The organism is Paenibacillus sp. J22FR83 (assembly GCF_059691955.1).
In genome coordinates this window covers 834,656-859,203 of the sequence record NZ_JCAUAM010000001.1, presented here as the reverse complement: position 1 = coordinate 859,203, position 24,548 = coordinate 834,656, and the positions used below count along the sequence as shown (strand labels likewise).

The window sequence follows — 24,548 nt, the reverse complement described above, 5'->3', positions numbered from 1 at the left end:
CAGGGGGAATGTCCACGTGAATGAAGAGGGGCTTCGTAAGACAGAATATGCGCTTTGGTCAGCCATACTTGTACTTACTGTGTTGGCTTGTGTGATGGGGATAGTGGGCTTTGATGTACATAGTAACGCTATGATCGCAGCTGGGGCACAGTCGGCAGCTGGAATATGTATAGTGGCTGCTGCCATCGCCAGAGTTAGAACGATGCGTGCGCAGTTGGCTAGAGCATCTTTCCGGGGATTGGATCCACAAATATCTGTTGGTTCGATTTTATTGATTGTCCTGATCTTACTCATTGGGGCGGAATTAGGTGTCATAGCGGTTAAATTCTTGATTAACCATGTCAAATATGAGGCCGCCATGATGAATGTTGCCCTTCTCGTTCTAGCACTGCTTGCGAGGGAAGGGATGTTCCAATTCCTAAGAAGGCTTGGTAATCAATTGGGGACTGAGGAATTTATTGCCAATGCACGAAGACGCCGTTCCGATATATACTCTTCTTTTGTGGTCATTGTAGGTGTTCTCTCGACCATGTTGGCTCAAGTAATCGGCTTTACTGGATTTTCTTATATGGATTCAATTGCTGGACTCATCGTTGCACTCTTTATAGGTAAAATGGGATTCTCATTAGTCAGCCAAACGATACCTACACCAACTGAGAACGTACGTCACCAGGAAGAGGCAGCTGATTATGTGAATGCTGTTCAAAAGATTCATGGTGTGATTACAGTAGACGACCTGAACGCGAGAGAACATGGGCATTACGTCGTCATCGATATGACAATCAGTGTCAATCCTAGGCTTTCTGTTTGGGAAGGGCATGAGGTGTCTAAGAAGATTAAACAACAGCTGATGAAGCAATTTCATCATATCTCGCATGTCTATATCCATGTGAATCCGTACGATGCAGGTTATCCCTATAAACAAGGGGATGCGGAAGCAAGTGAGCTGCCGTCAGTTCTACACTAAATCATTGTTTTCGAAGATTACGTACCCTGAGATTTTCATCGGAAAACACCAAGGAGGAGCTATCAAGTGCTAGCACCGAAGGCAAGATGGAACATTGGAAATGCCGATGAGGCGCTTGTTGAAGAATTGGTTCGTGAGCTGCAGTTGGATCCCTTGGTAGCCCGTATTCTAGTGCTCCGAGATATTCGCAGTGTGTCTGAGGCTGAGCAATTTATGCAAGGTGGCGTCGACCATTTCCATGATCCCTATTTATTAGATGGGATGTTGCCAGCTGTGGAGCGCATTCGCAAAGCTTTGCACAATAACGAATTCATTCGTGTTTACGGCGATTACGATGCAGATGGTGTAAGCAGTACCTCTTTAATGGCGCATTTGTTAACCGGGCTAGGAGCGCATTTCGATACCTACATCCCGCATCGAATTCGAGAAGGTTATGGATTAAATCGTGCAGCGATGGACTTGGCCAAGGAACAAGGTGTTCAGTTGCTTATTACTGTGGATACGGGAATAAGTGCCGTTCAAGAAATTGCCTATTGCCAAGAAATTGGGTTGGATGTCATTGTGACGGATCATCATGAACCGCCAGAAATATTGCCCGATGCCTTGGCTGTGATCAATCCTAAGAAGCCAGGCTGTCCGTATCCCTACAAGCTCTTAGCAGGTGTTGGTGTGGCTTTTAAGCTTGCACATGCGCTGCTGGAGCGTTTCCCCGAGGAACTTCTTGAATTCGCTGCGCTTGGAACTGTGGCCGACTTGATGCCGCTCACAGGTGAGAATCGATTGCTTGTGAAAATGGGTCTCGCGCGTATGCAGGATTCTAGCTATGTTGGATTTCGTTCACTGATTGGCGTGTCCGGGATTGAACGGAAAGAGATTACTGCGGGGCACATCGGTTTCTCGCTTGCTCCGAAGATTAATGCGAGTGGTCGCTTAGAAGCAGCTGATATTGCCGTCAAGCTGCTAACGACATCGGATGAAAAAGAAGCGGAGCAAATTGCCTTCGAATTGGATATGCTGAATAAAGAGCGACAACAAATTGTTGAGGATATGGTCCAAGAAGCATTTGCGATGGCTGAGGAACAGCGAGCGAAGGGCTTGGATAAAGTCATTGTCGTAGCGAAAGAAAATTGGAATGTTGGTGTCGTTGGAATCGTGGCCTCCAAGATCGTGGAGAAATTCTATCGACCTACGCTTGTGTTAAGTATTGATCCACAGAAGGGCATGGCCAAAGGCTCTGCACGTTCGATTGCAGGCTTTGATTTGCATAAGGCGCTGACAGCTTGTAAGGATCTACTGGATCACTACGGTGGTCATCAAGCAGCAGCAGGGATGAGCTTGGAGACTGGTCATCTAGAAGTTTTCGCACTTCGATTGAATGAGCTTGCGGCAGCAACGTTGACGGAGCAGGACTACGTTCCTGTCTTGCGAGTAGATAATGCGTGCAACTTAGCTGATGTTCCAATTGCAAGCATTGAGGGGCTAGAGTTGCTGGCACCATTCGGTATGGGCAATCCATCGCCTAAGTTCATGTTTACGGACTTAGGTCTTGAAGATATTCGGACCATGGGCAAAGAAAAGCAGCATCTCAAGCTGGGGCTATCTCAAGCGAAAGATGAAGTGAGCTGTACAGTTGAAGCCGTAGGCTTCGGCAAAGGGGGGTTAGCGGCGTTAATCGCCCCCTCAGCGAAGGTGGATGTCTTGGGAGAGCTTTCCATTAATGAGTGGAATGGGGTTAGGAAGCCTCAGATTATCATGCAGGATTTGCGAATCCCACACACGCAGGTATTTGATTGGCGTGGAACGGGACAATTGCAAGGGAAGCTCGCTACACTAATGAGCAATCTCTCCGCAGGACCAGCGGCGCCTTTGCGCTCGCCAGGAATCGTGCTTTTTGATGAAGCGGATGCCGTGTTGTATCAAGGAATGGCTGCTGGAATCGGGCATCATGTGCCGTATTGGATCGTACAGGATACGGGCCAGCTAAAGCCAGCGAATGAAGCAGCGAACGGCGTGGCGTTCGACGAGTTGCAAGATGTTATTTTATACACCATGCCTCGACGACTTGATAGTTTGAAATCGGTCCTTCAGCAGGCCACTGGGATGATGAGGTGCTACCCTGTATTTGCCGAGTTAGGACAGGATAGCGGCAACACGTTGCCTTCTAGGGATATGTTCAAAATGCTGTATGGCACCTTGCAGAAGGAGAAATCACTTCAACTGCAGGATACCAGGATGATGACATCTTTCAGTAAACGTTCGGGATTATCACTTGGCATGATACATTTTATTTTATCTGTCTTTGAAGAATTAGAATTTGTCGTAAAACATGATAATATGGTTACATTAAGTGCCACACCTGCCAAAAGAGATTTAACAACATCACGGTTGTACCAGCATCGATTGCATCGTCAAGAAGTTGAAGCCATTGTTATGTATTCTTCAGCGAAAGAGCTGGAGCAATGGATCGCTGATAACATAAAATAAACAGAGTTTATATTGGAGGAAATCATATGAATTTCAAAGATTATATTCGCGTTATCCCGGATTTTCCGCAGCCAGGCATTCGATTCAAAGATATTACAACACTGCTGCAGAATGGGCCTGTGTACAAAGAAGCCATCGAGCAAATGAAACAACTCATTAAAGACAAAGAAATTGACGTCATTGCAGGCCCGGAAGCGCGCGGATTCGTTATTGGTGCCCCTCTGGCAACAGCACTCGGCGTGGGTTTTATTCCTATTCGCAAAAGCGGTAAACTGCCTGGCGAAACGATTGAAGCGGATTATGCGCTTGAGTATGGCAAAGACAAGTTAGCTATGCACAAGGATGCCATTAAACCTGGACAGAAAGTGCTAATTGCAGATGACTTGCTTGCAACAGGCGGAACGATTCAAACGTCCGTTGATTTGATCAAACAGCTTGGTGGAGAAATCGTCGGCGCTGCTTTCTTAATCGAGCTTACGTATTTGGATGGCCGCAGTAAATTCGAAGGTTTTGATGTTGTTTCACTCGTTCAATACTAAAACAGGGTTAGAGAATCGAATGTTTTTTATTCGATTCTCTTTTTCATAGCCATTCTATGGCGTGAATGTGGCAGGATCACGGCAGTTATGATGCTTTTTGTCGAAGCCTGTACGTGAATAGTTGACGAGGGGCCTGACTTGCAGGCATAATGAATAAAAATCGACTAAAGGAATGGGTAGATGCATGGGTATAGAGCAGCTGCTGGAAAAGGCCGCCACCTATCTGAAAGAGAATGATTTGCAGAGGATTCGGGAGGCCTATGAATTCGCGGATGAAGCCCATCATGGCCAAGTGCGCAAATCAGGTGAGCCCTATATTCTGCATCCACTCGCTGTTGCAGATATATTGGTGAATATGCAGATGGATGTCACTTCGGTGATTGCTGCGCTTCTGCATGATGTGGTTGAAGACACAACAGTTTCACTCGAAACTGTTCTAGATAAATTTGGCAAAACTTGTGCAATGCTCGTTGATGGTTTGACGAAGCTGGAGCGCATTAAGTTCAAATCCAAAGAAGAACAACAGAATGAGAATTACCGCAAAATGTTCGTTGCGATGGCGCAAGATATTCGGGTTATTCTGATTAAGCTAGCGGATCGCCTGCATAATATGCGGACCCTCAAATATCAATCGGAAGAAAGCCAGCGCCGCATCGCGGAAGAAACGCTGGAGATTTTCTGCCCAATTGCGCATCGACTTGGTATTTCTACGATCAAATGGGAGATGGAGGACATTGCCCTCCGTTATTTGAATCCGCAGCAATACTACCGGATTGTGAATCTCATGCAGAAGAAACGGACCGAGCGCGAGCAATATATTGAAGATGTTATTCACAGCATCAAAGAGAAATTGGATGAGATGGGGATTCAAGGGGATATTTCGGGTAGACCCAAACATCTCTACAGCATTTACAAGAAAATGAGCTCCCGCGGCAAGCAATTTAACGAGATCTACGATCTTATGGCCTTGCGCGTCATTGTTGACGGGATCAAAGATTGCTATGCTTCTTTGGGTATCATCCATACGCTATGGAAACCGATGCCTGGCCGCTTCAAGGATTATATTGCAATGCCGAAGCCGAATATGTATCAATCCTTGCACACGACCGTTATCGGGCCGAAGGGCGAGCCGCTGGAGGTTCAGATTCGGACGTGGGAAATGCATCGCACCTCCGAATTCGGGATCGCTGCGCATTGGGCGTACAAGGAAGGCGGCACTGTTGTCCCATCAGGTACTTTCGAGGATAAGATGAGTTGGTTCCGCGAGATTCTTGAGCTTCAGCATGAAACGAACGATGCGTCCGAGTTCATGGAATCCATGAAGATGGATTTCTTCTCTGATCTTGTTTTCGTATTTACGCCAAAAGGGGAAGTCATCGAGCTTCCTGCAGGCGCGGTTCCGTTGGATTTTGCCTACCGGATTCATACAGAAATCGGCAACCGTACCATTGGAGCCAAAGTCAATTCGCGGATCGTTCCGCTCGATCATAAGCTCAAAACTGGCGATATTATTGAAATCTTAACATCTAAGCATTCCTATGGGCCAAGTCAAGATTGGGTCAAGATCGCGCAATCCTCTCACGCACGCAGTAAAATTAAGCAATGGTTTAAGAAAGAGAAGCGTGAAGAGAACGTTGAAAAAGGTAAGGATATGATTGAGCGCGAGCTTAAACGCTTAGCCATCGATCCTCCAACCTTAATGAGCGATGATAAGATGCTGGAAGCAGCGAAAAAGTTTAATTTTAGCGATATTGAAGACATGCTCTCGGCGGTTGGTTTTGGCGGCATTACGGCTGCCCAAATATGTACCAAGTTAACAGAGAAGATGCGCAAGGAAGCGGAAGAAGCTCAGCTTATTAAACTGAGTAGCGAAGTGAAAGAGGTCAAAGCCCCTGCTTCTTCGGAACGTAAAAGCCGTCCTACGAATGGCGTTCGCGTTAAAGGTGTAGACAACTTGCTAGTTCGATTTGCGCGATGCTGTAATCCAGTACCTGGTGATTTCATTATTGGCTATATTACGCGTGGACGCGGTGTTTCTGTCCATCGATCGGATTGCACGAACATTCCGACGAGTATGGGCGAGGAAGAACGGGTTATTGAAGTGGATTGGGCAGAAACAGTTGAATCCAATTTCAATGTTGAAATTGAGATCACCGGCCACGATCGCCGCGGCTTCTTAAACGAAGTGCTGCAAGCTGTTTCCGAAAGTAAGACGATGATTTCAGCGGTATCTGGCCGCTCCGATAAGAATAAAATGGCAACGATTCATATGACCATTTTGATTAAAAATATTGATCATCTGCAGTCGGTTGTAGAGAAAATAAAACGTGTCAAAGATATATACTCCGTTCAACGGATTATGCAGACCTAGCTAGATTAAGGGGATTTCGGAACGATGAGAGTAGTTGTTCAACGTTGTAAACATGCGGAAGTAACCGTCAATGAGCAAACTGTCGGTCGTATTGGGCAGGGGCTTATGCTGTTGGTTGGTATCACCCATGAAGATACCGAACACGATGCGAAGTATCTCGCAGATAAAGTGGCCGGGCTTCGTATTTTTGAAGATGAAGGGGGTAAAATGAATTTGTCTGTCCTCGAGACAGGCGGAGCCATTTTATCTGTGTCTCAATTTACACTGTATGGGGATTGTCGTAAAGGCAAGCGCCCGAATTTCATGTCAGCTGCAAGACCTGAACAAGCGGAACCGTTGTACCAGGAGTTCAACAGATTGCTCAGAGAGCAGGGATTGCAAGTTGAAACAGGAGCATTCGGTGAAATGATGGATGTTTCCTTGACGAATTGGGGACCTGTTACCTTAATGATCGATAGTAAATAAGTTGTTTGGGTGAAGGGTTCGGATAGGCAGCTTAGACGCTGGTTATACTATACATGTATAAACTAGCGGTTAGGAGCCTACAGATGCGCCAATCCATCAAAGAAAAGATGATAACTGCCCCGATACAGCAACTGTTCCATACCTCCATGGCGGAGCGAATGAGTCAGGCTAATGCTTTTGCGGATGTAGAAATCAGTGCAGAATTCACTTCAAATCAAGAAAAAATGAAAAGCATTCCTAAGAAATCGTTCCGGTAATGCATAAAACCACGTCTGTGCTGTTCGTCAGCCTTGCGTGGTTTTATTTGTATCCGAGGCAGAATTTCTCTCCTCCATCAAATTGTGGTAAACTAGCCTATGGAATTATTGTAAGACATGCAGGAGATAAGGTGGGTGCTTAAAGTCGTAATGGCAAATTCGAATCGCAACAAATCGACATCCAGAGGTTGGCTATGGTTAATGGTAGTATTGATTGTACTTACGTTGGTTGCAGCAACAGCCGCGATGTATTTTCAATATAATCACCACAAGAACGCCAAAGGACACAGTGATCAGCAACAAGCTCTTGAAGAGGTAAAATCGGTTAAGAAGGCCAAAGAGGTCTATGATGTCATTGTCATTGGTACGGATCCAGAAGGTGTAGCCGCTGCGGTTTCATCAGCACGGAATGGATTAAGTACATTGCTTATTGATGGCCGAGATCGTGAAATTCTAGGTGGATTGATGACGCTCGGTTGGATCAACTCGCTGGATAACAATTATTCCACGAACAAAACCTTGTTGGGCAAGGATGACGTATGGAACAAAGGGTATTTCTCGGAATGGTATGCCAAAACAGAAGGTGATTCTTTCGATGTCAATACAGCGGCTAATGCCTTCTACGAAGCCGTAAAGAACGAGAAGAATATTGATGTCCTGATGAAAACGAAGAAGATTGAACCGGTGCTGACGGCCAATAAAAATGCGGTTCAAGGTGCAACAATCACACTAGAAAATGGCAGCACTCAGGTTGTCAAAGCCCTATCCGTCATCGATGCGACTCAAGATGGTGATTTCGCAGCTGCTGCGGGTGTTCCTTTTACAATGGGGCATGAGGATATTGGGGATCCTAAGTCCAAAATGGCTGTCACTTTAGCATTTCGTTTGAAGAATGTTACGCCTGAAGTCTGGAAGTTGATGGCCAACCGATTGAATGGCGATGACAATTCTGGTACGGGTGTTACGGATGTGAGTGTATTTGGATATAGTGAAATGAGTAATTATCCCGCACTTAACAAAGAAAGAGCCAAGATGAGAGGCCTCAATATGGGGAGGCAAAATAACAATACGGTGCTTATTAATGCCTTGCAGATTTTTGGCGTAGATACCTTCGATCCGAAGTCGGTGCAAGAGGCATTTGATATCGGGAAAAAAGAACTGCCGAATATCGTAGCTTATATGCAGAAAACGTTCCCGGAATTCTCATCAGTTGAGCTCGATGGTTCCGCACCAGAGCTTTATGTGAGAGAGACCAGACATATGCAGGGTGAATACCGATTGACGATCGTCGATGTATGTACGAATGCGGATCAATGGGATCGCATCGGTTTCGGATCGTACCCCGTCGATATCCAACGTATTTCCCCTACCGACTCAGGTAATGTCGTCTGTAAGCCGAAACAATACGCGATTCCTTTCCGCAGCATCGTGCCACAGAAGATCGATGGTTTACTTGTTGTAGGCAGAGCGGCAAGTTATGACACACTTCCACATGGAAGTGCGCGTGTGATGCCGACCGGTATGGCAGAAGGGGAGGCAGCTGGTGCGGCAGTGAGCTTGGCGAAAGCGGAGAACATGACGTTCCGTCAAATTTCAGCATCCAAAGACATGATCGCTAAGTTGCAGGCTCAGCTGAATAAGCAAGGTATGGAAATTCAGCCGATGACCATTAAACCTCAGCCTTTTATGGAGCATAAGTCATTCGAAGGCTTGAAATCAGCCATGATGCTTGGATTGGCATCAGGTGCTTATGATAATAACTTCCGATTAGATGACGTGGCCAATCCGAAGCGAATGGTTAATTTGGTTGGTAGTGCTAGGAAGATGAAACCAGGTGCTTTTGCGGGGGATGTCAACCAAGCCATTGTTAAAGTAGAGAATGCGGACAAGGTTCCGTTGACGCTTGAGCAAGCTAGCTACACGTTTACGCAAGCATTAGGTATTCAAGCTACAGCGGCTGAAGCGCAAGCGAAGCTCGTAGAGGGGAAATTGCTAACTGCCGCAACGATCAATGGTATTGCGGATAAGCAAAAATTGACCAATGGGGACACGTACATGATGATTCGTGACGTTAAAATTGGTTTGACAGGGAAGCCGTAGCATACATCAATAAAGAGCCTTATTGCCGCAGGAGATGTGGCTGTAAGGCTCTTTGTTTGTAAGAGGCTGTGGAAAAATGTGTGAATGCGATTACATTTCTTAGTCTTCGTCAGCAGCTTCTTCGTCCGCTTCTGCTTCAGCGGATTCCTCTGCTTCTTCCTCATCGGCAGCCTCTGGCTCCTCGTCAGCGGATTCCTCACTTTCAGCTTCTTCTGATTCCTCAGCGTCTACTTCTTCCTCATCCGACGCTTCTTCTTCAGCCTCTTCAGCTTCTTCTGCTTCAGGATCCGACTCTTCAATGGCCTCTTCGTCGGCTGCTTCTTCGTCAGCAGTTACTTCGTCAGCAATTTCGGCTTCGGATTCTTCCGAGAAAAGCACCACGAGATCTTGACGTTCCTCTTGAAACTCGTTTTGTAGTGTCATTGTTACAGCCTCCAGAAGTTATATTCAAGGCCATCTGCCTTGTTGTACATGTATATGTGAAATTAGGATGAATATACGAATGAAACGAAATGAAAATACTTGAAAGTAAACGCGATTCTGGTGTCATCAAATTGTAATATTAGCTTCATGTTCCATTAATCTTGGGGGGATATACTAATAGTCGACCCCCTTTAAAATATAAACTTTTGAAAGCCTGCTGCCCCGTGCTGCAGGCTATTTTCTTTGTATGACGTAAGTCGATGAAATCGACTTACGGGATCTGCGAGGCGCCGGCCTCCCGCCGAAAGCCATTTTTTCGACTTTTTATAAATGAATCCGCGGCCCTGCGGCTATTGTATACAAAAAACCGCCACAGCCTAAGCTGGACGGTTTGGAAATTCATTTATTGTAGCAGCGCATCTATGGAATAGTCACCAGCGCCGATTAATGCAACGCCAAGTGCAATGACAAGTAAAGCTAGATTATATTCATACCCATTCGAGGTTACCCAGTAACCGTTTTTGCCATGTACTTTAATAATCGCCATAATCATTGTAATAATAATAAGAGCTGCGCCAACTTCTGTCCATAAACCAGCGGCGAAGAGCAATCCGCCTCCTAATTCTACTAAACCAGCTAAGACCGCCATCGTGACACCAGGTTTGATACCGATGGAATCGAAGAACCCGCCTGTACCTTTAGGTCCGTAACCGCCGAACCAACCAAACAATTTCTGTGTACCATGTGCCGCCATCGTCAAACCAATCACCAAACGAATAATAAGAAGTCCTAACGCCATACTAACATCTCCTCTTTAAATATATTTTGTTTAACAACTTACTTTATGTTAGTATATTATTACGAAGCACTTACTTTTGTCAAGCGACTATGTTAAAATAGTTCATACAGAAGTGTTTGATGCCGTTTATCGGCAAGAACTCGAAGGAGATGATTAAGATGGAAAATGATCAACTATGTCCCAAATTCGAGCACGCATTCGAACTTCTGGGAAAACGTTGGACAGGACTTATCGTGAATGTGTTGCTATCTGGACCTAAGCGGTTCAAAGATATCTCCGTATTGATCCCAAGTATGAGTGATCGCATGCTATCGGAACGATTCAAGGAGCTCGAAGCTGCAGATATTATTATTCGACATGTTTATCCAGAAACACCGGTTCGTATTGAATATGAATTAACATCCAAAGGGAAGGGACTTCAACCCGTCATGGACGAAGTACAGAAATGGGCGGATTCCTTTAACTAAATATAGGTGGAGAACGTAAGTAAGGATGGTTATCTCTTGACTTTGCTCTTACCAATGTTTACAATAGCCATAATGTAATCTCATAAGAATGTGATCCATTGAAGGGACACAGTAATTCGCCCCCACATGTACAGAGAAGGAAGCCTAGGCTGCAAGCTTCCCATGATGAGTGAATGAACAGACCTCCCTGAGGACCAACTGGGAACAGCCATGAGTTCGTGTGCTAAGTAGTAGTTGTGCGAATAGCGGGCGTTAACCGCAAAGAGCAAGTTGTGTTTGTTTGCGCAAGCAAGCAACATCGCTGTGCTGAATGTGGGTGGTACCACGGGTGAATTTGTTAATCAGATCTCTCGTCCCTGACGTCAAGTCGGGGATGGGGGATTTTTTGCTTTTAGAAATGTACGTATGTAGAGAAAAAGGGAGGTTACCAAGATGAGTATTCAGAAGCCAAAGGGTACACAAGATCTGCTTCCAGGTGAGGTGGAGAAGTGGCAGTACCTGGAGAGCAAAGCGAGAGACTTGTGTCAACGTTTTAATTACAAAGAAATCCGTTCACCTATTTTCGAGAGTACAGAGCTTTTCTCGCGCGGAGTTGGAGAGACGACAGATATCGTAGAGAAAGAAATGTACACATTTCTAGATAAAGGCGACCGGAGCATGACGCTTCGACCGGAAGGTACGGCGGGTGTTGTTAGAGCTTATGTAGAAAATAAACTGTATGGCATTCCTGATCTGACAAAACTGTTCTACGTGGGACCGATGTTCCGCTATGAGCAACCGCAAGCGGGAAGATACCGCCAGTTCCATCAGTTCGGTATTGAAGCTTTCGGATCGGTGGATCCAAGTATAGATGCTGAAGTCATTGCGCTTGGTTACACGTTCTATAAAGAGATTGGGCTCAAAGAAGTAACCGTGGAAGTGAATTCCGTGGGAACACCAGCAGTTAGGACGGTTTACCGCGAGCAGCTGCAAGCTTTCTTTGCCCCAGTGAAGGATCAGCTATGTAAGGATTGTCAGTCGCGTTATGACCGCAACCCTATGCGTATTCTCGATTGCAAAATCGATCAAAAGCATGGTGTAGGAGCACCTGACATTCTTGAGTTCCTAGATGAAGAATGCAGCACACACTTCGCACAGGTTCAAGAGCACTTAACAGCGATGGAGATCCCATTCCGAATTAACCCACGCCTTGTACGTGGACTTGATTACTACACGCACACGGCTTTTGAGTATAAAGCTGCTGGGATAGGCGCGATTGACACGATAGGTGGAGGCGGACGCTATAATGGTCTCGTTGAACAGATCGGTGGACATGGTACAGATCAACCGGGAGTTGGTTTGGGACTTGGTCTTGAGCGTATTCTGTTAGTCCTGCAAGCGCAAGGCGTTGAAATTCCGAAACCTGAGCCGCTTGATGTGTACTTAATTGGACTTGGTGAAGCCGCGGAGAAAGAAGTTACGAAGCTTCTGCACCAGCTCAGGGTTCAAGGTTTAAAAGCAGAGAAGGATTATCAGGGCCGCAAGATGAAGGCGCAAATGAAGTCTGCCGATCGCTTCCAAGCTACTTATGTCGCGATTCTTGGTGATGATGAGTTAGCACGCGGCGAAATTACGCTGAAGAAGATGGAAACAGGAAATCAAATCACGGTAAGTTTAGTGGATCTGGCCTCACAAGCTGCAAAGACACTATTCGAATAGATAGCAACATCATTCATAAAACTTCGAGGAGGCAACAACAATTATGATGCTCAAAACACATCATTGCGGGCAGCTAACGAAAGCCCATGTAGGTGAAACAGTAATACTTAACGGGTGGGTGCAGGTAAGACGCGACTTTGGCGGACTTCTTTTCATCGACCTGCGCGATCGCAGTGGCTTAATTCAAACGGTATTTAACCCGGATTTCTCTGGCGACGCATTGAAGATAGCGGACCGTGCGCGTAACGAGTATGTGCTTGCTGTAAAAGGGAAAGTCGTTGAACGTGACGCTGAAACAGTTAACAAAAACATTCCAACAGGTGAAATCGAAGTTCAAGTTACAGAAATCGAAATCATGAACGCAGCGAAAACACCTCCTTTCTTCATCGAAGATGGCGTGGAAGTGGATGAAGCTGTTCGTTTGAAATATCGTTACCTAGACCTGCGTCGTCCGGAAATGCAACGTACGTTGATGCTGCGTTCCAAAGCGTCCAACATCTTCCGCAATTTCTTGGATTCCCAAGGTTTTATCGATGTAGAAACACCGATCTTGACGAAAAGTACACCAGAAGGCGCACGTGACTACTTGGTACCAAGCCGCGTGCATCCAGGCGAGTTTTTCGCGCTTCCGCAATCTCCACAAATCTTCAAACAACTGTTGATGGTTAGTGGTCTTGAGCGTTACTACCAAATCGCTCGTTGCTTCCGCGACGAAGATCTTCGTGCTGACCGTCAGCCTGAGTTCACACAAGTCGACATCGAGACTTCATTCCTATCGCAAGATCAACTTCTTGAGATTCTTGAAGAGCTTGTAGTGAAATTGATGCAAGAAACAGCGAATGTTGAAATTGCTCGTCCATTCCAACGTATCACGCATGCTGAAGCGATGGCGAAATACGGTTCAGATAAGCCAGATCTTCGTTTCGGTCTTGAGCTTCAGGATGTTTCCGATATCGTTTCTACTTCTGGTGTTCAAGTGTTCGCGAGCGTAGTTAACGGCGGAGGCCAAGTGAAAGCGCTGAACGCCAAAGGCTGCGGTACTTGGAGCCGTAAAGAAATTGACGATCTTCTTCCATTTGCAGCACGTTATGGCGCGAAAGGTCTTGCTTGGATTCAAGTGAAAGACGGCGAATTCAAAGGGCCAATCGTGAAATTCTTCAACCAGGATGAAATCGCAGCGTTGACAGAGCGTCTGGGTGCAGAAGAGGGAGATCTACTTCTATTCTCAGCGGATAAAAAGAAAGTCGTTGCTGATGTACTTGGTAATCTTCGTCTGAAAATCGGTCGTCAACTTGGTCTGATCGATGACTCCGTATTCAAATATGCATGGGTTGTAGACTTCCCACTTCTTGGGTACGACGAAGATGCGAAACGTTATGTAGCAGAACATCATCCGTTCACTCGTCCGAACGAAGACGATATTCATTTCTTCGACACAGATCCAGGTCAAATTCGTGCGCAAGCCTACGATCTAGTCTTGAACGGTTACGAAGTAGGCGGCGGATCCATGCGGATTTACCAACGTGATGTACAAGAGAAAATGTTCGCAGCACTCGGATTCTCCAAAGAAGAAGCTTACGAGCAATTCGGCTTCTTGTTGGAAGCATTTGAATACGGAACGCCTCCACACGGTGGTTTCGCTTTCGGATTTGACCGTTTGGTGATGTTGATCACGGGCCGTACCAACCTAAGAGAAACGATTGCATTCCCGAAAACAGCTAACGCAACAGACTTGTTGATGGATGCTCCAGGAACTGTTGACGATAAACAACTAGAACAACTATCGATTCGCTTAGCGCTTAAGCAGCCTGCTGCGAAAGCCTAAGAACTTTGAAGAGGAAGTGTTCCCATGCTTCATCAATTTTCGCGAACTGAATTAGCGATTGGACCTGAGGGTCTAGGAATTTTGAAGAATAGTACAGTTGTTGTACTCGGTATCGGCGGTGTCGGTGGCATTGCGGCGGAAGCTTTGGCGCGCTCAGGCGTGGGACGTTTGATCCTTATTGACAAGGATGTCGTCGATATTACGAACGTCAACCGACAGATCCATGCGCTTACGACGACAGTTGGTCAGCCGAAGGCTGATCTAATGCGAGACCGTATTCTTTTAATAAACCCGGAGTGCGATGTCATCTCCCTCCGGATGTTCTATACAGAGGAAACGTATGAGCAAGTATTCGCGTATCCGATCGATTATGTGTTGGATGCGAGTGATACAATTGAGTACAAAATTCATTTGATCAAACAATGTCTCGAACGTAAAATCCCAATGATTTCTTGCATGGGTGCAGCGAATAAAATGGATCCAACGCAATTTAAAATTGCGGATATTTCCAAAACAAGTATGGACCCGATCGCACGTGTCATTCGCCAGAGATTACGTAAAGAGGGCGTTAAGAAGGGCGTTAAGGTCGTTTTCTCGATGGAAGAACCAATGAAGCCGCGAGAAGACGTGACTGAGCAAATCGTGCCTGCGGATGCGCCTGATAGACGTAAAGCGAAACAACCGCCTGCGAGTAATTCTTTTGTACCTCCTGTAGCGGGACTTATCATGGTGAGTGCGGCTGTGAAGGATCTGCTTGAGATTGGTGCGAAGAAAAAATCATAGCGTTAAGGGATGCCCACGAGAGTGGGTGTCCTTTTTTTTACGCTTTTACATATATCGATTTAATATATATTGACTCGATATATGTATTCTGATAAATTGGGAATTGTAAGGAGATGCATTTCATCTGAGTGGAGGATTTACAACATGAATAGTCAAGATGTGATTTTGGGTTTACTCATGCACCACAGCTTATCCGGCTATGACATCAAGCATAAGATGGAGACGATTCTATCCTATTTTAATTACGCAAGCTTTGGCACGATTTATCCGACACTTAGCAAGATGGAGAAGGATGGCTTGATTACCAAGGAAAGCGTCATTCAAGAAGGCAGACCGAATAAGAATCTTTATTCCATCACAGAGGAGGGACAGCTCCAATTTAAGACGTATATGTATAGTCCAATCGAAGACAATGAGTTCAAATCAGATGCGATGACACGGTTGTTTTTTGGCGAGTTTGTAGAGGCGGCTATTATGGTTGGCGTGTTAGAAGAGTACCTCATTCGAACGAAAGTAAATATGGAGCGTTTACGCAAGCTGTACGTGGATTGTCAGCCAGATATGTCGCCTACACAGGAAATTTGCATTCAGATTGGTATAAACAATTCAGAAAGCCAAATCCTTACCCTGACAGAAGGAATAGCACGATTGAAAAATGTAAAATAGAAGTGAGGTAGATTTCGACATGGCGAATAGGAAAACAGGTTTGATTATTTTGGCAATGGCGCTTGGACTTCTCATGTCTGCACTCGATAACACTGTGACATCAGCGGCGATTTCACACATCATTAGCGATATTAATGGTTTTGATAAAATAAGCTGGGTATTCACCGCCTATATGCTTGCTTCTACAAGCACGATGCTTGTATTCGGAAAGTTGTCGGATATGTTCGGACGAAAATTGTTTTATATGATTGGGATTTCAATTTTCCTTATTGGGTCGGCACTGTGCGGTATGGCTCAGGATATGACTCAACTGATTGTATTCCGTGCCATTCAAGGTATCGGATCTGGGGCGATTTTCCCGATTTCATTTACGATCATCTATACGATATTTGCTGACCCGAAGCAGGCGGCGAAGTTGTCAGGCGTATTTGCAGGGATATTTGGACTTTCTTCGGTTGCAGGACCGCAAATCGGTACGCTTTTGGCTGAATCATGGGGCTGGCGATGGTGTTTCTACGTGAATCTGCCATTGGGAGTATTGTCATTCCTCGTCTTATTTTTTGCGCTAAAAGAATCACGTTCCGATCGTCGTCCCAAAATCGATTATTTGGGTACACTGTTTCTCATTGTCACGACCGTTTCACTGATGCTCGCGCTTGAATTCGGTGGTAAAGATTACGCTTGGGGCTCTTGGCAAATCATAGGCTTGCTAGCCGTAGCGGTTGTCGTTGGTTACTTCTTTATTGGCGTGGAGCGCCGAGCGCATGAACCGATTCTTCCGCTCCCCCTATTCAAAAACCGGATGGTCTTAGCGACAGTCTTAGCTTGTCTATGTCAAGGTGCGATTATGTTTTCGGCGATTGCTTATTTGCCTATTTTCTCAACAGCAGTACTGGGCAATGCGAATTCCAATAGCCTGCTGACGCCTATGATGTTTTCCTTAATGGTTGGTGCAGTTGGTTTTGGGTTCCTGCAGCGCTACTTCAGCTTCCGTGCTGTGTTCGCTTTCAGTATGACAGCGGGGATTGTTGTTAGTTACCTACTAAGCGTAGTCAGTCATGATGCCAGTAAATTCTATATGATCTTGCTTATGGTCATTCTTGGGGTTGGTGCGATCGGACCGTTAATGAGTGTGGCTCAAAATGCTGTTGCTCAAAGTGTTGACCGCAAATACATTGGTGTCAGCTCCTCCATCGTTGGGTTCTGGCGTAATATCGGTGGTGTACTAGGTGCGTCGATCATGGCGACTATTGTGAACAATAACTATAGCAGCCTCATTCAGGAAGGTGCTGCCGCACATCAAATGCCGCTTGATAAACTGGCTACGTTGGGGAACCCCGAGCAATTGATCCGTGCAGGTTCAGCGCTGCCACCAGATACAATGAACTTCCTGCGCGATTCACTAGGAACTGCGATCAATCATGGTTTTATCCTTAGTATTGCCTTTGGCGTTGTCGGGTTAGGCGCAGCATTTATTGCGGGACCACTGCGTTTTGCAGCACCGGCACCTCGTCAGGACGCTCAACAGGAGCCTGTTGTTTCTCATTAAATGATGTCTCCTCCATGCGTGGTCTCCGCGCGTTGGAGGAGTTTTTTTATTTGGATAGACATGACATGCCTTTCTATGCAAGGTATAATGGACAGACCCACTTTTATAACAAGTAAAGGAAAACTTATCATGGATTTGTTTACATATGCGTCATCACAAGACCCTGCAGGCAAGCTGCTCGCGGACCGGATGCGGCCTACGACATTGGATGAATACATCGGACAAGAGCAAATTGTTGGCAAAGGCAAGCTCTTACGTCGGGCGATTGAGGCGGATCAAGTGACGTCGATTCTCCTTTATGGACCTCCAGGGACAGGGAAGACGACGCTCGCGAACATTATTGCGAATCGGACCCAAGGCGAATTTATGAAGCTTAATGCGGTTGATGCTTCGGTGAAGGACGTCCGTGAAATCATTGAATTGGCCAAAAGCACCAAAGCGATGTACGGTCGTAAAACGACGTTGTTTCTGGACGAAGTCCATCGCTTCAATACCTCGCGGCAGGATGCACTGCTTCCTGCGGTAGAGCAGGGCATCCTCATCTTCATCGGGGCGACCACCGAAAACCCGTTTCACCATGTGAACGGGGCCCTCTTGTCGCGCTCGACGCTGTTTCAGCTAGAGCCGCTCACGGCGGAGCATGCGCTCATCGCCATGCGAAGAGCGATCGCCGATCCCGTGAAGGGGCTCGGCTTCATGCGCCTCCACGTGGACGAGGAGGCGCTTCTCCACATCGCGCAGATGGCCAATGGGGACATCCGCAGATCCCTGAACGCGCTGGAGCTCGCAGCGCTGACGACCTCACCTGAACCGGATGGTACGGTTCATATCACGCGCGAGGTGGCGGAGGAGTCGATCCGCCGCCCCATCGTGAAAGCGGACGAGTCGACGCAGTATGACGTCTTGTCCGCCTTTCACAAGAGCGTGCGCGGGTCTAGCGACGCCGCGCTGTTCTGGTTCCTCTATGCCGTCGAGAAGCTCGGCATGGATCCTATGACCTTCCTGCGGCGTCTCATCGTCGCTTGCAGCGAAGACATCGGGCTCGCCAATCCGCAGGCGATGGTTCAGTCTGTCACGGCGATGGACGCCTACCATAAGATCGGCTGGCCGGAATCGAAGTACATCATTTCCCAGGCAATTTTATTCGCTGTGGAAAGTCCGAAGTCCAACTCGATCCCGATCGCCATCATGCGTGCACAGGAGTTGATGGAGCGGGTGAAGTCAGCGGAAGTTCCGTTGCACCTCCGCGATACACACTACAAAGGTGCAGAGAAGCTCGGTCATAAAGGCTACATGTATCCGCATAATTACCCTGGGCATTTTGTGCGTCAGCAGTACTTGCCTGATGAGATTCAGCATGAAGTGATTTTTGCCGCAAGCAATCAAGGCACAGAAGAGAAAATGAAGCAAAATCAACACAAAAGAAGAGGGACGCCTACAGATTCATAGAATCCGTTAGAGTCCCTCTATTTTCTTGCTCCATCAAAATGGTAAACACCTTTTCTGTAACGGGATCATACCGAATGGACACCATAAGTGGGAATTCGGTGCCATTTTTTTTGACCCAGAAGCGGAACTGCTGTTGGACAACACCAGGTGCCACGGTGGACTTTCCGATATACCTATAATCCAGCAACGTATACACCTTTCCAGCTTCTTGAAAAGCAAGCCGGCTCCACTTGGCATAAGAGGGGTCATGAATAGGCGCTCTTACGGTATGACCACTGTTTCTTTGTTGTGTGGTGCCCACTGCCAGTACAGGTAAAGATTCAACCCAGCTCAAGCCAAACATGAGTAAAATAGCTATGATTTTGCTCAGTATCGCTCACACCTTTCGTTAGTAGCGTGTGCGAGAGGGAGAGCAGACATACGCCATCATGAACGGTAAATAACAGCAAAAACATCGTCTTCTAACAAATTACTAGGAAAGTTCGATGCGGTGTTTGCGACATGCTGGAGAGAGCATTATTGACCACTGTATGGATGGAGCGTGTTGTATGTTGTTGGTGACGGGGTGTGATGTGTCTGATTGTTTGAGTAGAGGGGGACGTGGAATTGCGGACGTTGTATGTTATGGATGACGATTCGTGTGATGCGCTATATAGTTTGATTACTGGAGGGTCGTGATTGGGAGCACATAGAGTTACTTGGAGTTGCTTAAGTTACCTATCGGCTATCGATTAGATGTATTTTCTACAGGTAATTCTTGAGAAAATTCCTTGAAAAATAGAATAACTGGATTTTCTACAGGTAATTCTGAGCTTTTGAGCCCATATTGTGAAATAAGTCCTAATTAACTACATATTTTCCATCTAAATCCATTTTTCGAATGAAATTCTTCAAAATAGCTGTACTTTTTCCAGTTAAACAAAACTTCCTGCGAAAAATCTCACCCGCCCAACAATCACCGCGCCAACAATCCAATCTCACCAGCCCCACCCCCGCCACCAGGCTACACAATAATCAAACCTAACAAAAAAGAAGCACCGAAGTGCTTCTCCACATTACAGCTTAAAAATCTTCCCCAAATACTTACCAGCAGCCTCGCTGTACTTCTCCTGCAGCAGCGTGCGCAGCTGAGCTTTGGCTTCAGGTGTTGGCAGGGTGTTCGGTGCTATGCCATGCAGCTCCATCCAATGCGAAGCCGTCATATAACAGGTGCTGTTCCAGCCGTTTTTCGTACCATTGGCGTTCAGCCGCTCACTAATCCCAGCGATCACGATATCGGTTTTACTCTGCAAGTCGATGAGAGCACGGTCGAACTCGGCCTTCGATTCTTTCGATTTCAAATCGGTTGCAGCGCGCAGCGCCTTTACGTCGATCCCCTCACTAGCCTCAATGGCGTGATACACATCGACAGCCGCTTTGGACAACTCGCCATCCGAATAACGCTCGTCTACCGTATAGGGATCTTCCAGTAAGTTTTTGATCAACGGAAATAGATCGGAAGAGATTAATAAGGGCTTCTTAGCAAAAAATCGGCCATAAGCTGCAAGACCGTCACCCGGCAGGCGATCGCGCCATAGCCAAGGATCTGTTTCGAGCCCAGTATGCCATTGTTCAGGGACTGTTAAGGACTCAAGAGAAGGATGCCCTGGCATAAACGAAGAGAGGGGAAGAATACCGATCTCTTTAACAAGCCTTTTTACATCTTCATACGTATCAGCTTTTAACGTTACCTCTTTCATAGCCATACACATTCTCCTCCACACAAGTCTATTCCACTAATTTCTTGCCCTTTTGTTTGCCTTGCTCTAATCTCTACTCTTTGCACTATTAACACCAAGCTCACTTATGAACCTTATCAATCACACCGCCGCCTAAACAGATATCCCCATTATAAAAGACGACAGATTGGCCAGGTGTGACTGCTTTTTGCGGCTTATCGAAGACAACTTCGCAGGTACCATCGGATTGCAAAGTAAGTACGACTCCTTGATCCGCTTGGCGATAACGGAATTTCGCTGTACATGTGAAAGCACCCTCAGGTTTCTTAGTAGAAATCCAGTTCACATCCGTTGCCGTAAGACCCTTAGAGTAAAGTCCAGGATGCCCCTCACCTTGCACAACGAGCAACTCATTGGTCTCCAATTTCTTGTCCACAACGAACCATGGCTCACCAGAGCCGGATCCGCCAATCCCGAGGCCCTGTCTTTGGCCTAACGTGTAATACATTAACCCATCATGACGCCCTTTGATCTCACCGTTACGAACATCAACCATATTGCCTGGGCGAGCAGGGAGGTATTGGCTGAGGAACGTTTTGAAGTCGCGCTCGCCAATGAAGCAAATACCCGTGCTATCTTTCTTCTTCGCCGTTGCTAGTCCAGCCCCTTCAGCGATTTCGCGTACTTTGGATTTCGGCAAGTGACCGATCGGGAACATGGCTTTGGCAAGTTGACTTTGATTAAGGACGTTAAGGAAATAAGTTTGATCCTTGTTCGAATCATTCCCGCGCATCAACACGAACTCGCCGTCTTGCTCCTTCACTTGCGCGTAATGTCCAGTGGCGATATAGTCGCCGCCAAGATCGAGAACCTTTTGCAACAATTCCCCAAACTTGATTTCACGGTTGCACATGACGTCTGGATTTGGCGTGCGGCCCTTGGTATACTCGTCCAAAAAGTAGGCAAAAACTTTGTCGTAATACTGCTTCTCAAAATTTACTGTATAGAAAGGAATGTCGAGCTGGTCACAGACCCGTCTGACATCCTCTGCATCTTCTTCTGCCGTACAATGACCAAATTCGTCAGTATCGTCCCAGTTTTTCATGAAAATGCCAATGACTTCATAACCTTGCTCTTTGAGCAGCAGCGCGGCAACCGAAGAATCGACACCTCCGGACATCCCTAAGATGACACGTTTTTTTGTTTCCATCGCGTAAACCTCTTTTCCATCTGGCATGACTTTGGTGGTGCTGTTCATTTTGAACACTACTATTATACATGCCAATTGCTCAAATTTAAAATATTTCATGAGAATGTCATTGTTTTTCCCCCACATTACTAGGGTTTTGTGATAACATAGATACGATATACGGATGTTTTGGAATGTTTTTGCGAAAAATGGAAACGCTGTTTACCTAGATAGGGACGACCCTGGTGTTAAAGCGTGGGTAGCAGATTTGGTAAGCATCTCAAGTTTTAGCGATATATACAGATTCCTTGATGGCATAACATGTTGAATGAGGTGTTAATTTTGAAAATTTCCACTAAAGGTCGTTATGGATTAACGATCATGATGGAATTAGCCAACCGAGTGGGTGAAGGACCGACTTCACTGAAAAGCATTGCTGAGAGACATCAGCTTTCTGAACATTATCTTGAGCAACTTGTAGCTCCTTTGCGGAATGCGGGTTTAGTCAAAAGTATACGTGGAGCATACGGTGGTTATATTCTTTCTAAATCTGCCGAGCAGGTAACTGCAGGTGAAGTTATTCGCGTACTAGAAGGGCCAATATCCCCTGTAGATTTTACAGAAGAAGATGATCCAGCCAAACGGGACTTGTGGATTCGGATTCGTGATAGCATTGCAGATGTGCTGGATTCCACTACGTTGGCGAACCTGATTTCTTTTGAGGATAAAGGTAAAAACGATAATTACATGTTTTACATTTAAGGTGACACATGGAGCCAATTTATCTTGATCATGCTGCAACAACGCCTGTACACGCCGATGTATGGGATGCGATGTTGCCTTTCTATACAACAAATTATGGTAATCCTTCTAGCACTCACAGTTTTGGTCGTGCAGCAAGAACTGCGTTGAATCGCTTCCGTGATGGGATGGCGAACTCCTTAGGTTGCATGCCAAGTGAGCTTATCTTTACAAGCGGCGGAACAGAAAGTAATAACATGGCCATATTTGGGATCATGCATGGGGATCAAGCAGGCAGAAAGCATATCGTAACGAGTGCGATTGAGCATCATGCCGTGCTTCATCCCTGTGAACGATTAGAAAACCTAGGCTTTGAAGTTACATACGTGCCGGTAGGTTCAGATGGACTTATTCAAGTAGAAGATGTGGAAGCAGCTATTCGTCCCGACACAGCTCTCATCTCTATGATGTATGTGAATAATGAAGTGGGAACTATTCAACCTATTGAGCAAATAGGTCGTCTAGCTCACAGCAATGGCATTACCTTTCATGTCGATGCGGTGCAAGCTTTAGGGAAGATTGCCTTGAATCTTGCAGAACTGCCGGTCGATCTCGTGAGCCTGTCTGCCCACAAAATTTATGGCCCCAAAGGCGCAGGTGCCCTCTACGTTTCAAAGCATACGAAGCTGCTTCCTCACGTATTCGGTGGTTCACAAGAACGCAAGCGCAGGGCCGGGACTGAGAATATTCCCGCGATCGCTGGCTTTGCTAAAGCAGTTGAAACCATTCTTCCGCTCCAAGAACACAACTACACACAGGCAAGTGAGCTTCGCGAACTGATGATTTCCGTCTTAGAACAGCAATTGGGCTGTGAAGGATTTACAATTAACGGGCATCGAGCATGGCATGTTCCGCACATCCTTAACATTTCTTTTCCTGGTGTTTCAACAGAAACACTTTTAATGAACCTTGATTTAGCAGGGGTAGCTGCTGCAAGCGGCTCCGCATGCACGTCTGGCTCACTGGAAGTCTCACATGTCTTGCAAGCCATGAATCTTCCAGAAAATGTAACTCACTCCGCTGTACGATTTAGCTTTGGAATGGGGAATTCTAAAGAACAAATCGAAACGGCCGCCCATAAAGTTGCAACCATTATCCAGCGGTTGCGTAATAAGTAGTACTGGGTGGTTCTAGGAGGCGTCACTTTTGCGCAGAGCGCATGATTTAATTGGACTTCCCGTTGTAACCGTTGAGTCGGGTAAGCAAGTTGGCGAAGTGAAAGATTTATTGATTGACCCAACGTGGAACATAAGCGGCATTATACTCGAAGCGAAGACATGGTTCTCGTCCTTACGATACATTTCATGGGAAGGGATCGTGTCTACCGGAGAGGATGCTATAACCATACCGAACGATAGTGTCATTTGCGAATTTGGGCAGAAGAATGAGTGCCATGCTTTCCTTGAGGGAAGCGACAAGATTAAGGGACTCCCGGTCTTAACTGTGGGAGGGCACGAATTAGGCATGGTAGAAGATGTTTATTTAGACCAGAATTGGGGTAAACAAATAGTAGGTTATGAATTGTCCGAAGGGTTTATTTCTGATTTAAAAGAAGGGCGAAAGTGGCTTCCCATGCCAGAATCGGCAACGATGGGGGAAGATGCGATCATCGTGCCTGGACATTGCGCTCAGGAAGTAGAAGAACTCTTCATATCCAAAGAAGAATAGGGTGAGCATGATGCGTTGTCCAAACTGTAACTCCAAAGATATTGGAAAGATCGGTTCCCATCAATTTTACTGTTGGGGTTGTTTCATCGAATTAAGTGTAAACGGAGATAAGATGTCCGTGTATCAAGTTGAGGAAGATGGTACGCTAAGTTCTCTGGATGATTTGTTTTTTGAGGAAGAAGTTTCTCATATCCACGAGCACGTGAACTAAAGTTAACTATGAAGCGTTATTGATTAGGCGAGGAATCGCTTGACCAATAACGCTTTTTTTGTTGTTTGGTGCCAAGTCAGGATTAATTTGGTGGGCTAGTACACATACTGTATGAACGT

At 46.1% G+C, this 24,548-nt stretch carries 23 protein-coding genes; 18 read left to right on the top strand and 5 right to left on the bottom strand.

Features of this window, described 5'->3' with window-relative positions; genetic code table 11:
- Positions 1–16 precede the first annotated feature (16 nt).
- The 7 genes from AC58PV_RS02945 (at position 17) to AC58PV_RS02915 (ending at position 9,183) form a co-directional block, all read left to right on the top strand.
- Positions 17–967, top strand: a complete 951-nt coding sequence (locus tag AC58PV_RS02945) for a cation diffusion facilitator family transporter (protein ID WP_497430791.1) — start codon at positions 17–19, stop codon at positions 965–967.
- Between the two features lie 66 nt (positions 968–1,033).
- The gene (recJ, locus tag AC58PV_RS02940) at positions 1,034–3,451 is read left to right on the top strand and encodes a single-stranded-DNA-specific exonuclease RecJ (RefSeq protein WP_497430790.1); all 2,418 of its coding nucleotides are present in this window, start codon (positions 1,034–1,036) and stop codon (positions 3,449–3,451) included.
- A gap of 26 nt (positions 3,452–3,477) precedes the next feature.
- Positions 3,478–3,990: an adenine phosphoribosyltransferase gene (locus AC58PV_RS02935; RefSeq protein WP_497430789.1), complete on the top strand. Its 513-nt coding sequence runs from the start codon at positions 3,478–3,480 to the stop codon at positions 3,988–3,990.
- 184 nt (positions 3,991–4,174) lie between these two features.
- Positions 4,175–6,361 (top strand): RelA/SpoT family protein, encoded by a 2,187-nt coding sequence (locus tag AC58PV_RS02930; protein ID WP_497430788.1) that lies wholly within the window; start codon positions 4,175–4,177, stop codon positions 6,359–6,361.
- A 24-nt stretch (positions 6,362–6,385) separates the two neighbouring features.
- A complete protein-coding gene (gene dtd, locus AC58PV_RS02925) occupies positions 6,386–6,826 on the top strand; it encodes a D-aminoacyl-tRNA deacylase (protein WP_497430787.1) in 441 nt (146 codons plus the stop codon).
- A gap of 83 nt (positions 6,827–6,909) precedes the next feature.
- Positions 6,910–7,083, top strand: a complete 174-nt coding sequence (locus AC58PV_RS02920) for a hypothetical protein (RefSeq protein WP_497430786.1) — start codon at positions 6,910–6,912, stop codon at positions 7,081–7,083.
- Between the two features lie 135 nt (positions 7,084–7,218).
- Positions 7,219–9,183: an FAD-dependent oxidoreductase gene (locus AC58PV_RS02915; protein ID WP_497430785.1), complete on the top strand. Its 1,965-nt coding sequence runs from the start codon at positions 7,219–7,221 to the stop codon at positions 9,181–9,183.
- Between the two features lie 99 nt (positions 9,184–9,282).
- Here the strand turns inward: AC58PV_RS02915 and AC58PV_RS02910 are convergent, their stop codons facing one another.
- Both AC58PV_RS02910 and AC58PV_RS02905 read right to left on the bottom strand, forming a co-directional pair.
- The gene (locus AC58PV_RS02910) at positions 9,283–9,606 is read right to left on the bottom strand and encodes a hypothetical protein (protein WP_497430784.1); all 324 of its coding nucleotides are present in this window, start codon (positions 9,604–9,606) and stop codon (positions 9,283–9,285) included.
- A gap of 403 nt (positions 9,607–10,009) precedes the next feature.
- Positions 10,010–10,405 (bottom strand): DoxX family protein, encoded by a 396-nt coding sequence (locus tag AC58PV_RS02905; protein ID WP_497430783.1) that lies wholly within the window; start codon positions 10,403–10,405, stop codon positions 10,010–10,012.
- 158 nt (positions 10,406–10,563) lie between these two features.
- Between AC58PV_RS02905 and AC58PV_RS02900 the strand changes: the two genes are divergently transcribed.
- From AC58PV_RS02900 to AC58PV_RS02870, 7 genes are all read left to right on the top strand, one after another.
- Positions 10,564–10,872, top strand: coding sequence for a winged helix-turn-helix transcriptional regulator (locus AC58PV_RS02900; RefSeq protein ID WP_497430782.1), 309 nt, complete (start codon positions 10,564–10,566; stop codon positions 10,870–10,872).
- Between the two features lie 432 nt (positions 10,873–11,304).
- On the top strand, positions 11,305–12,570 hold the full coding sequence (gene hisS / locus AC58PV_RS02895; protein ID WP_497430781.1) for a histidine--tRNA ligase: 1,266 nt from the start codon (positions 11,305–11,307) through the stop codon (positions 12,568–12,570).
- Between the two features lie 43 nt (positions 12,571–12,613).
- Positions 12,614–14,395, top strand: a complete 1,782-nt coding sequence (gene aspS, locus AC58PV_RS02890) for an aspartate--tRNA ligase (protein ID WP_497430780.1) — start codon at positions 12,614–12,616, stop codon at positions 14,393–14,395.
- Positions 14,396–14,419: 24 nt separating this feature from the next.
- Positions 14,420–15,178, top strand: a complete 759-nt coding sequence (locus AC58PV_RS02885; RefSeq protein ID WP_497430779.1) for a tRNA threonylcarbamoyladenosine dehydratase — start codon at positions 14,420–14,422, stop codon at positions 15,176–15,178.
- A gap of 144 nt (positions 15,179–15,322) precedes the next feature.
- Positions 15,323–15,844, top strand: a complete 522-nt coding sequence (locus tag AC58PV_RS02880; protein WP_497430778.1) for a PadR family transcriptional regulator — start codon at positions 15,323–15,325, stop codon at positions 15,842–15,844.
- A 19-nt stretch (positions 15,845–15,863) separates the two neighbouring features.
- Positions 15,864–17,393 (top strand): MFS transporter, encoded by a 1,530-nt coding sequence (locus AC58PV_RS02875; RefSeq protein WP_497430777.1) that lies wholly within the window; start codon positions 15,864–15,866, stop codon positions 17,391–17,393.
- A gap of 129 nt (positions 17,394–17,522) precedes the next feature.
- Entirely contained in the window at positions 17,523–18,842 is a 1,320-nt protein-coding gene (locus AC58PV_RS02870) for a replication-associated recombination protein A (RefSeq protein ID WP_497430776.1), read from the top strand.
- Here the strand turns inward: AC58PV_RS02870 and AC58PV_RS02865 are convergent.
- The 3 genes from AC58PV_RS02865 to mnmA all read right to left on the bottom strand — a co-directional run bounded on the left by AC58PV_RS02865 (position 18,829) and on the right by mnmA (position 21,770).
- On the bottom strand, positions 18,829–19,185 hold the full coding sequence (locus AC58PV_RS02865) for a DUF3889 domain-containing protein (RefSeq protein ID WP_497430775.1): 357 nt from the start codon (positions 19,183–19,185) through the stop codon (positions 18,829–18,831). The two genes, AC58PV_RS02870 and AC58PV_RS02865, sit on opposite strands and share 14 nt — an antisense overlap.
- A gap of 712 nt (positions 19,186–19,897) precedes the next feature.
- Complete coding sequence (locus AC58PV_RS02860) at positions 19,898–20,587, bottom strand: AlkZ-related protein (RefSeq protein ID WP_497430774.1); 690 nt, start codon at positions 20,585–20,587, stop codon at positions 19,898–19,900.
- A 94-nt stretch (positions 20,588–20,681) separates the two neighbouring features.
- The gene (mnmA, locus tag AC58PV_RS02855; RefSeq protein ID WP_497430773.1) at positions 20,682–21,770 is read right to left on the bottom strand and encodes a tRNA 2-thiouridine(34) synthase MnmA; all 1,089 of its coding nucleotides are present in this window, start codon (positions 21,768–21,770) and stop codon (positions 20,682–20,684) included.
- A 321-nt stretch (positions 21,771–22,091) separates the two neighbouring features.
- Here mnmA and cymR point away from each other — a divergent pair, with 321 nt between their 5' ends.
- The 4 genes from cymR to AC58PV_RS02835 are packed head-to-tail and all read left to right on the top strand — an operon-like array spanning position 22,092 to position 24,429.
- A complete protein-coding gene (gene cymR, locus AC58PV_RS02850) occupies positions 22,092–22,511 on the top strand; it encodes a cysteine metabolism transcriptional regulator CymR (protein WP_056610615.1) in 420 nt (139 codons plus the stop codon).
- Between the two features lie 8 nt (positions 22,512–22,519).
- Entirely contained in the window at positions 22,520–23,668 is a 1,149-nt protein-coding gene (locus AC58PV_RS02845; protein ID WP_497430772.1) for a cysteine desulfurase family protein, read from the top strand.
- 28 nt (positions 23,669–23,696) lie between these two features.
- A complete protein-coding gene (locus AC58PV_RS02840) occupies positions 23,697–24,218 on the top strand; it encodes a PRC-barrel domain-containing protein (RefSeq protein ID WP_497430771.1) in 522 nt (173 codons plus the stop codon).
- 7 nt (positions 24,219–24,225) lie between these two features.
- A complete protein-coding gene (locus tag AC58PV_RS02835; protein WP_028555750.1) occupies positions 24,226–24,429 on the top strand; it encodes a YrzR-like zinc ribbon domain in 204 nt (67 codons plus the stop codon).
- Positions 24,430–24,548 lie beyond the last annotated feature (119 nt).

Excerpts from the sequence above, each read along its gene's own strand:
- AC58PV_RS02935 (WP_497430789.1), top strand. The coding sequence starts at position 3,478 with ATGAATTTCAAAGATTATATTCGCGTTATCCCGGATTTTCCGCAGCCA.
- AC58PV_RS02930 (WP_497430788.1), top strand. The coding sequence starts at position 4,175 with ATGGGTATAGAGCAGCTGCTGGAAAAGGCCGCCACCTATCTGAAAGAG.
- dtd (WP_497430787.1), top strand. The coding sequence starts at position 6,386 with ATGAGAGTAGTTGTTCAACGTTGTAAACATGCGGAAGTAACCGTCAAT.
- AC58PV_RS02920 (WP_497430786.1), top strand. The coding sequence starts at position 6,910 with ATGCGCCAATCCATCAAAGAAAAGATGATAACTGCCCCGATACAGCAA.
- AC58PV_RS02910 (WP_497430784.1), bottom strand. The coding sequence starts at position 9,606 with ATGACACTACAAAACGAGTTTCAAGAGGAACGTCAAGATCTCGTGGTG.
- AC58PV_RS02905 (WP_497430783.1), bottom strand. The coding sequence starts at position 10,405 with ATGGCGTTAGGACTTCTTATTATTCGTTTGGTGATTGGTTTGACGATG.
- AC58PV_RS02900 (WP_497430782.1), top strand. The coding sequence starts at position 10,564 with ATGGAAAATGATCAACTATGTCCCAAATTCGAGCACGCATTCGAACTT.
- hisS (WP_497430781.1), top strand. The coding sequence starts at position 11,305 with ATGAGTATTCAGAAGCCAAAGGGTACACAAGATCTGCTTCCAGGTGAG.
- aspS (WP_497430780.1), top strand. The coding sequence starts at position 12,614 with ATGATGCTCAAAACACATCATTGCGGGCAGCTAACGAAAGCCCATGTA.
- AC58PV_RS02885 (WP_497430779.1), top strand. The coding sequence starts at position 14,420 with ATGCTTCATCAATTTTCGCGAACTGAATTAGCGATTGGACCTGAGGGT.
- AC58PV_RS02880 (WP_497430778.1), top strand. The coding sequence starts at position 15,323 with ATGAATAGTCAAGATGTGATTTTGGGTTTACTCATGCACCACAGCTTA.
- AC58PV_RS02875 (WP_497430777.1), top strand. The coding sequence starts at position 15,864 with ATGGCGAATAGGAAAACAGGTTTGATTATTTTGGCAATGGCGCTTGGA.
- AC58PV_RS02870 (WP_497430776.1), top strand. The coding sequence starts at position 17,523 with ATGGATTTGTTTACATATGCGTCATCACAAGACCCTGCAGGCAAGCTG.
- AC58PV_RS02865 (WP_497430775.1), bottom strand. The coding sequence starts at position 19,185 with ATGTTTGGCTTGAGCTGGGTTGAATCTTTACCTGTACTGGCAGTGGGC.
- AC58PV_RS02860 (WP_497430774.1), bottom strand. The coding sequence starts at position 20,587 with ATGGCTATGAAAGAGGTAACGTTAAAAGCTGATACGTATGAAGATGTA.
- mnmA (WP_497430773.1), bottom strand. The coding sequence starts at position 21,770 with ATGGAAACAAAAAAACGTGTCATCTTAGGGATGTCCGGAGGTGTCGAT.
- AC58PV_RS02845 (WP_497430772.1), top strand. The coding sequence starts at position 22,520 with ATGGAGCCAATTTATCTTGATCATGCTGCAACAACGCCTGTACACGCC.
- AC58PV_RS02835 (WP_028555750.1), top strand. The coding sequence starts at position 24,226 with ATGATGCGTTGTCCAAACTGTAACTCCAAAGATATTGGAAAGATCGGT.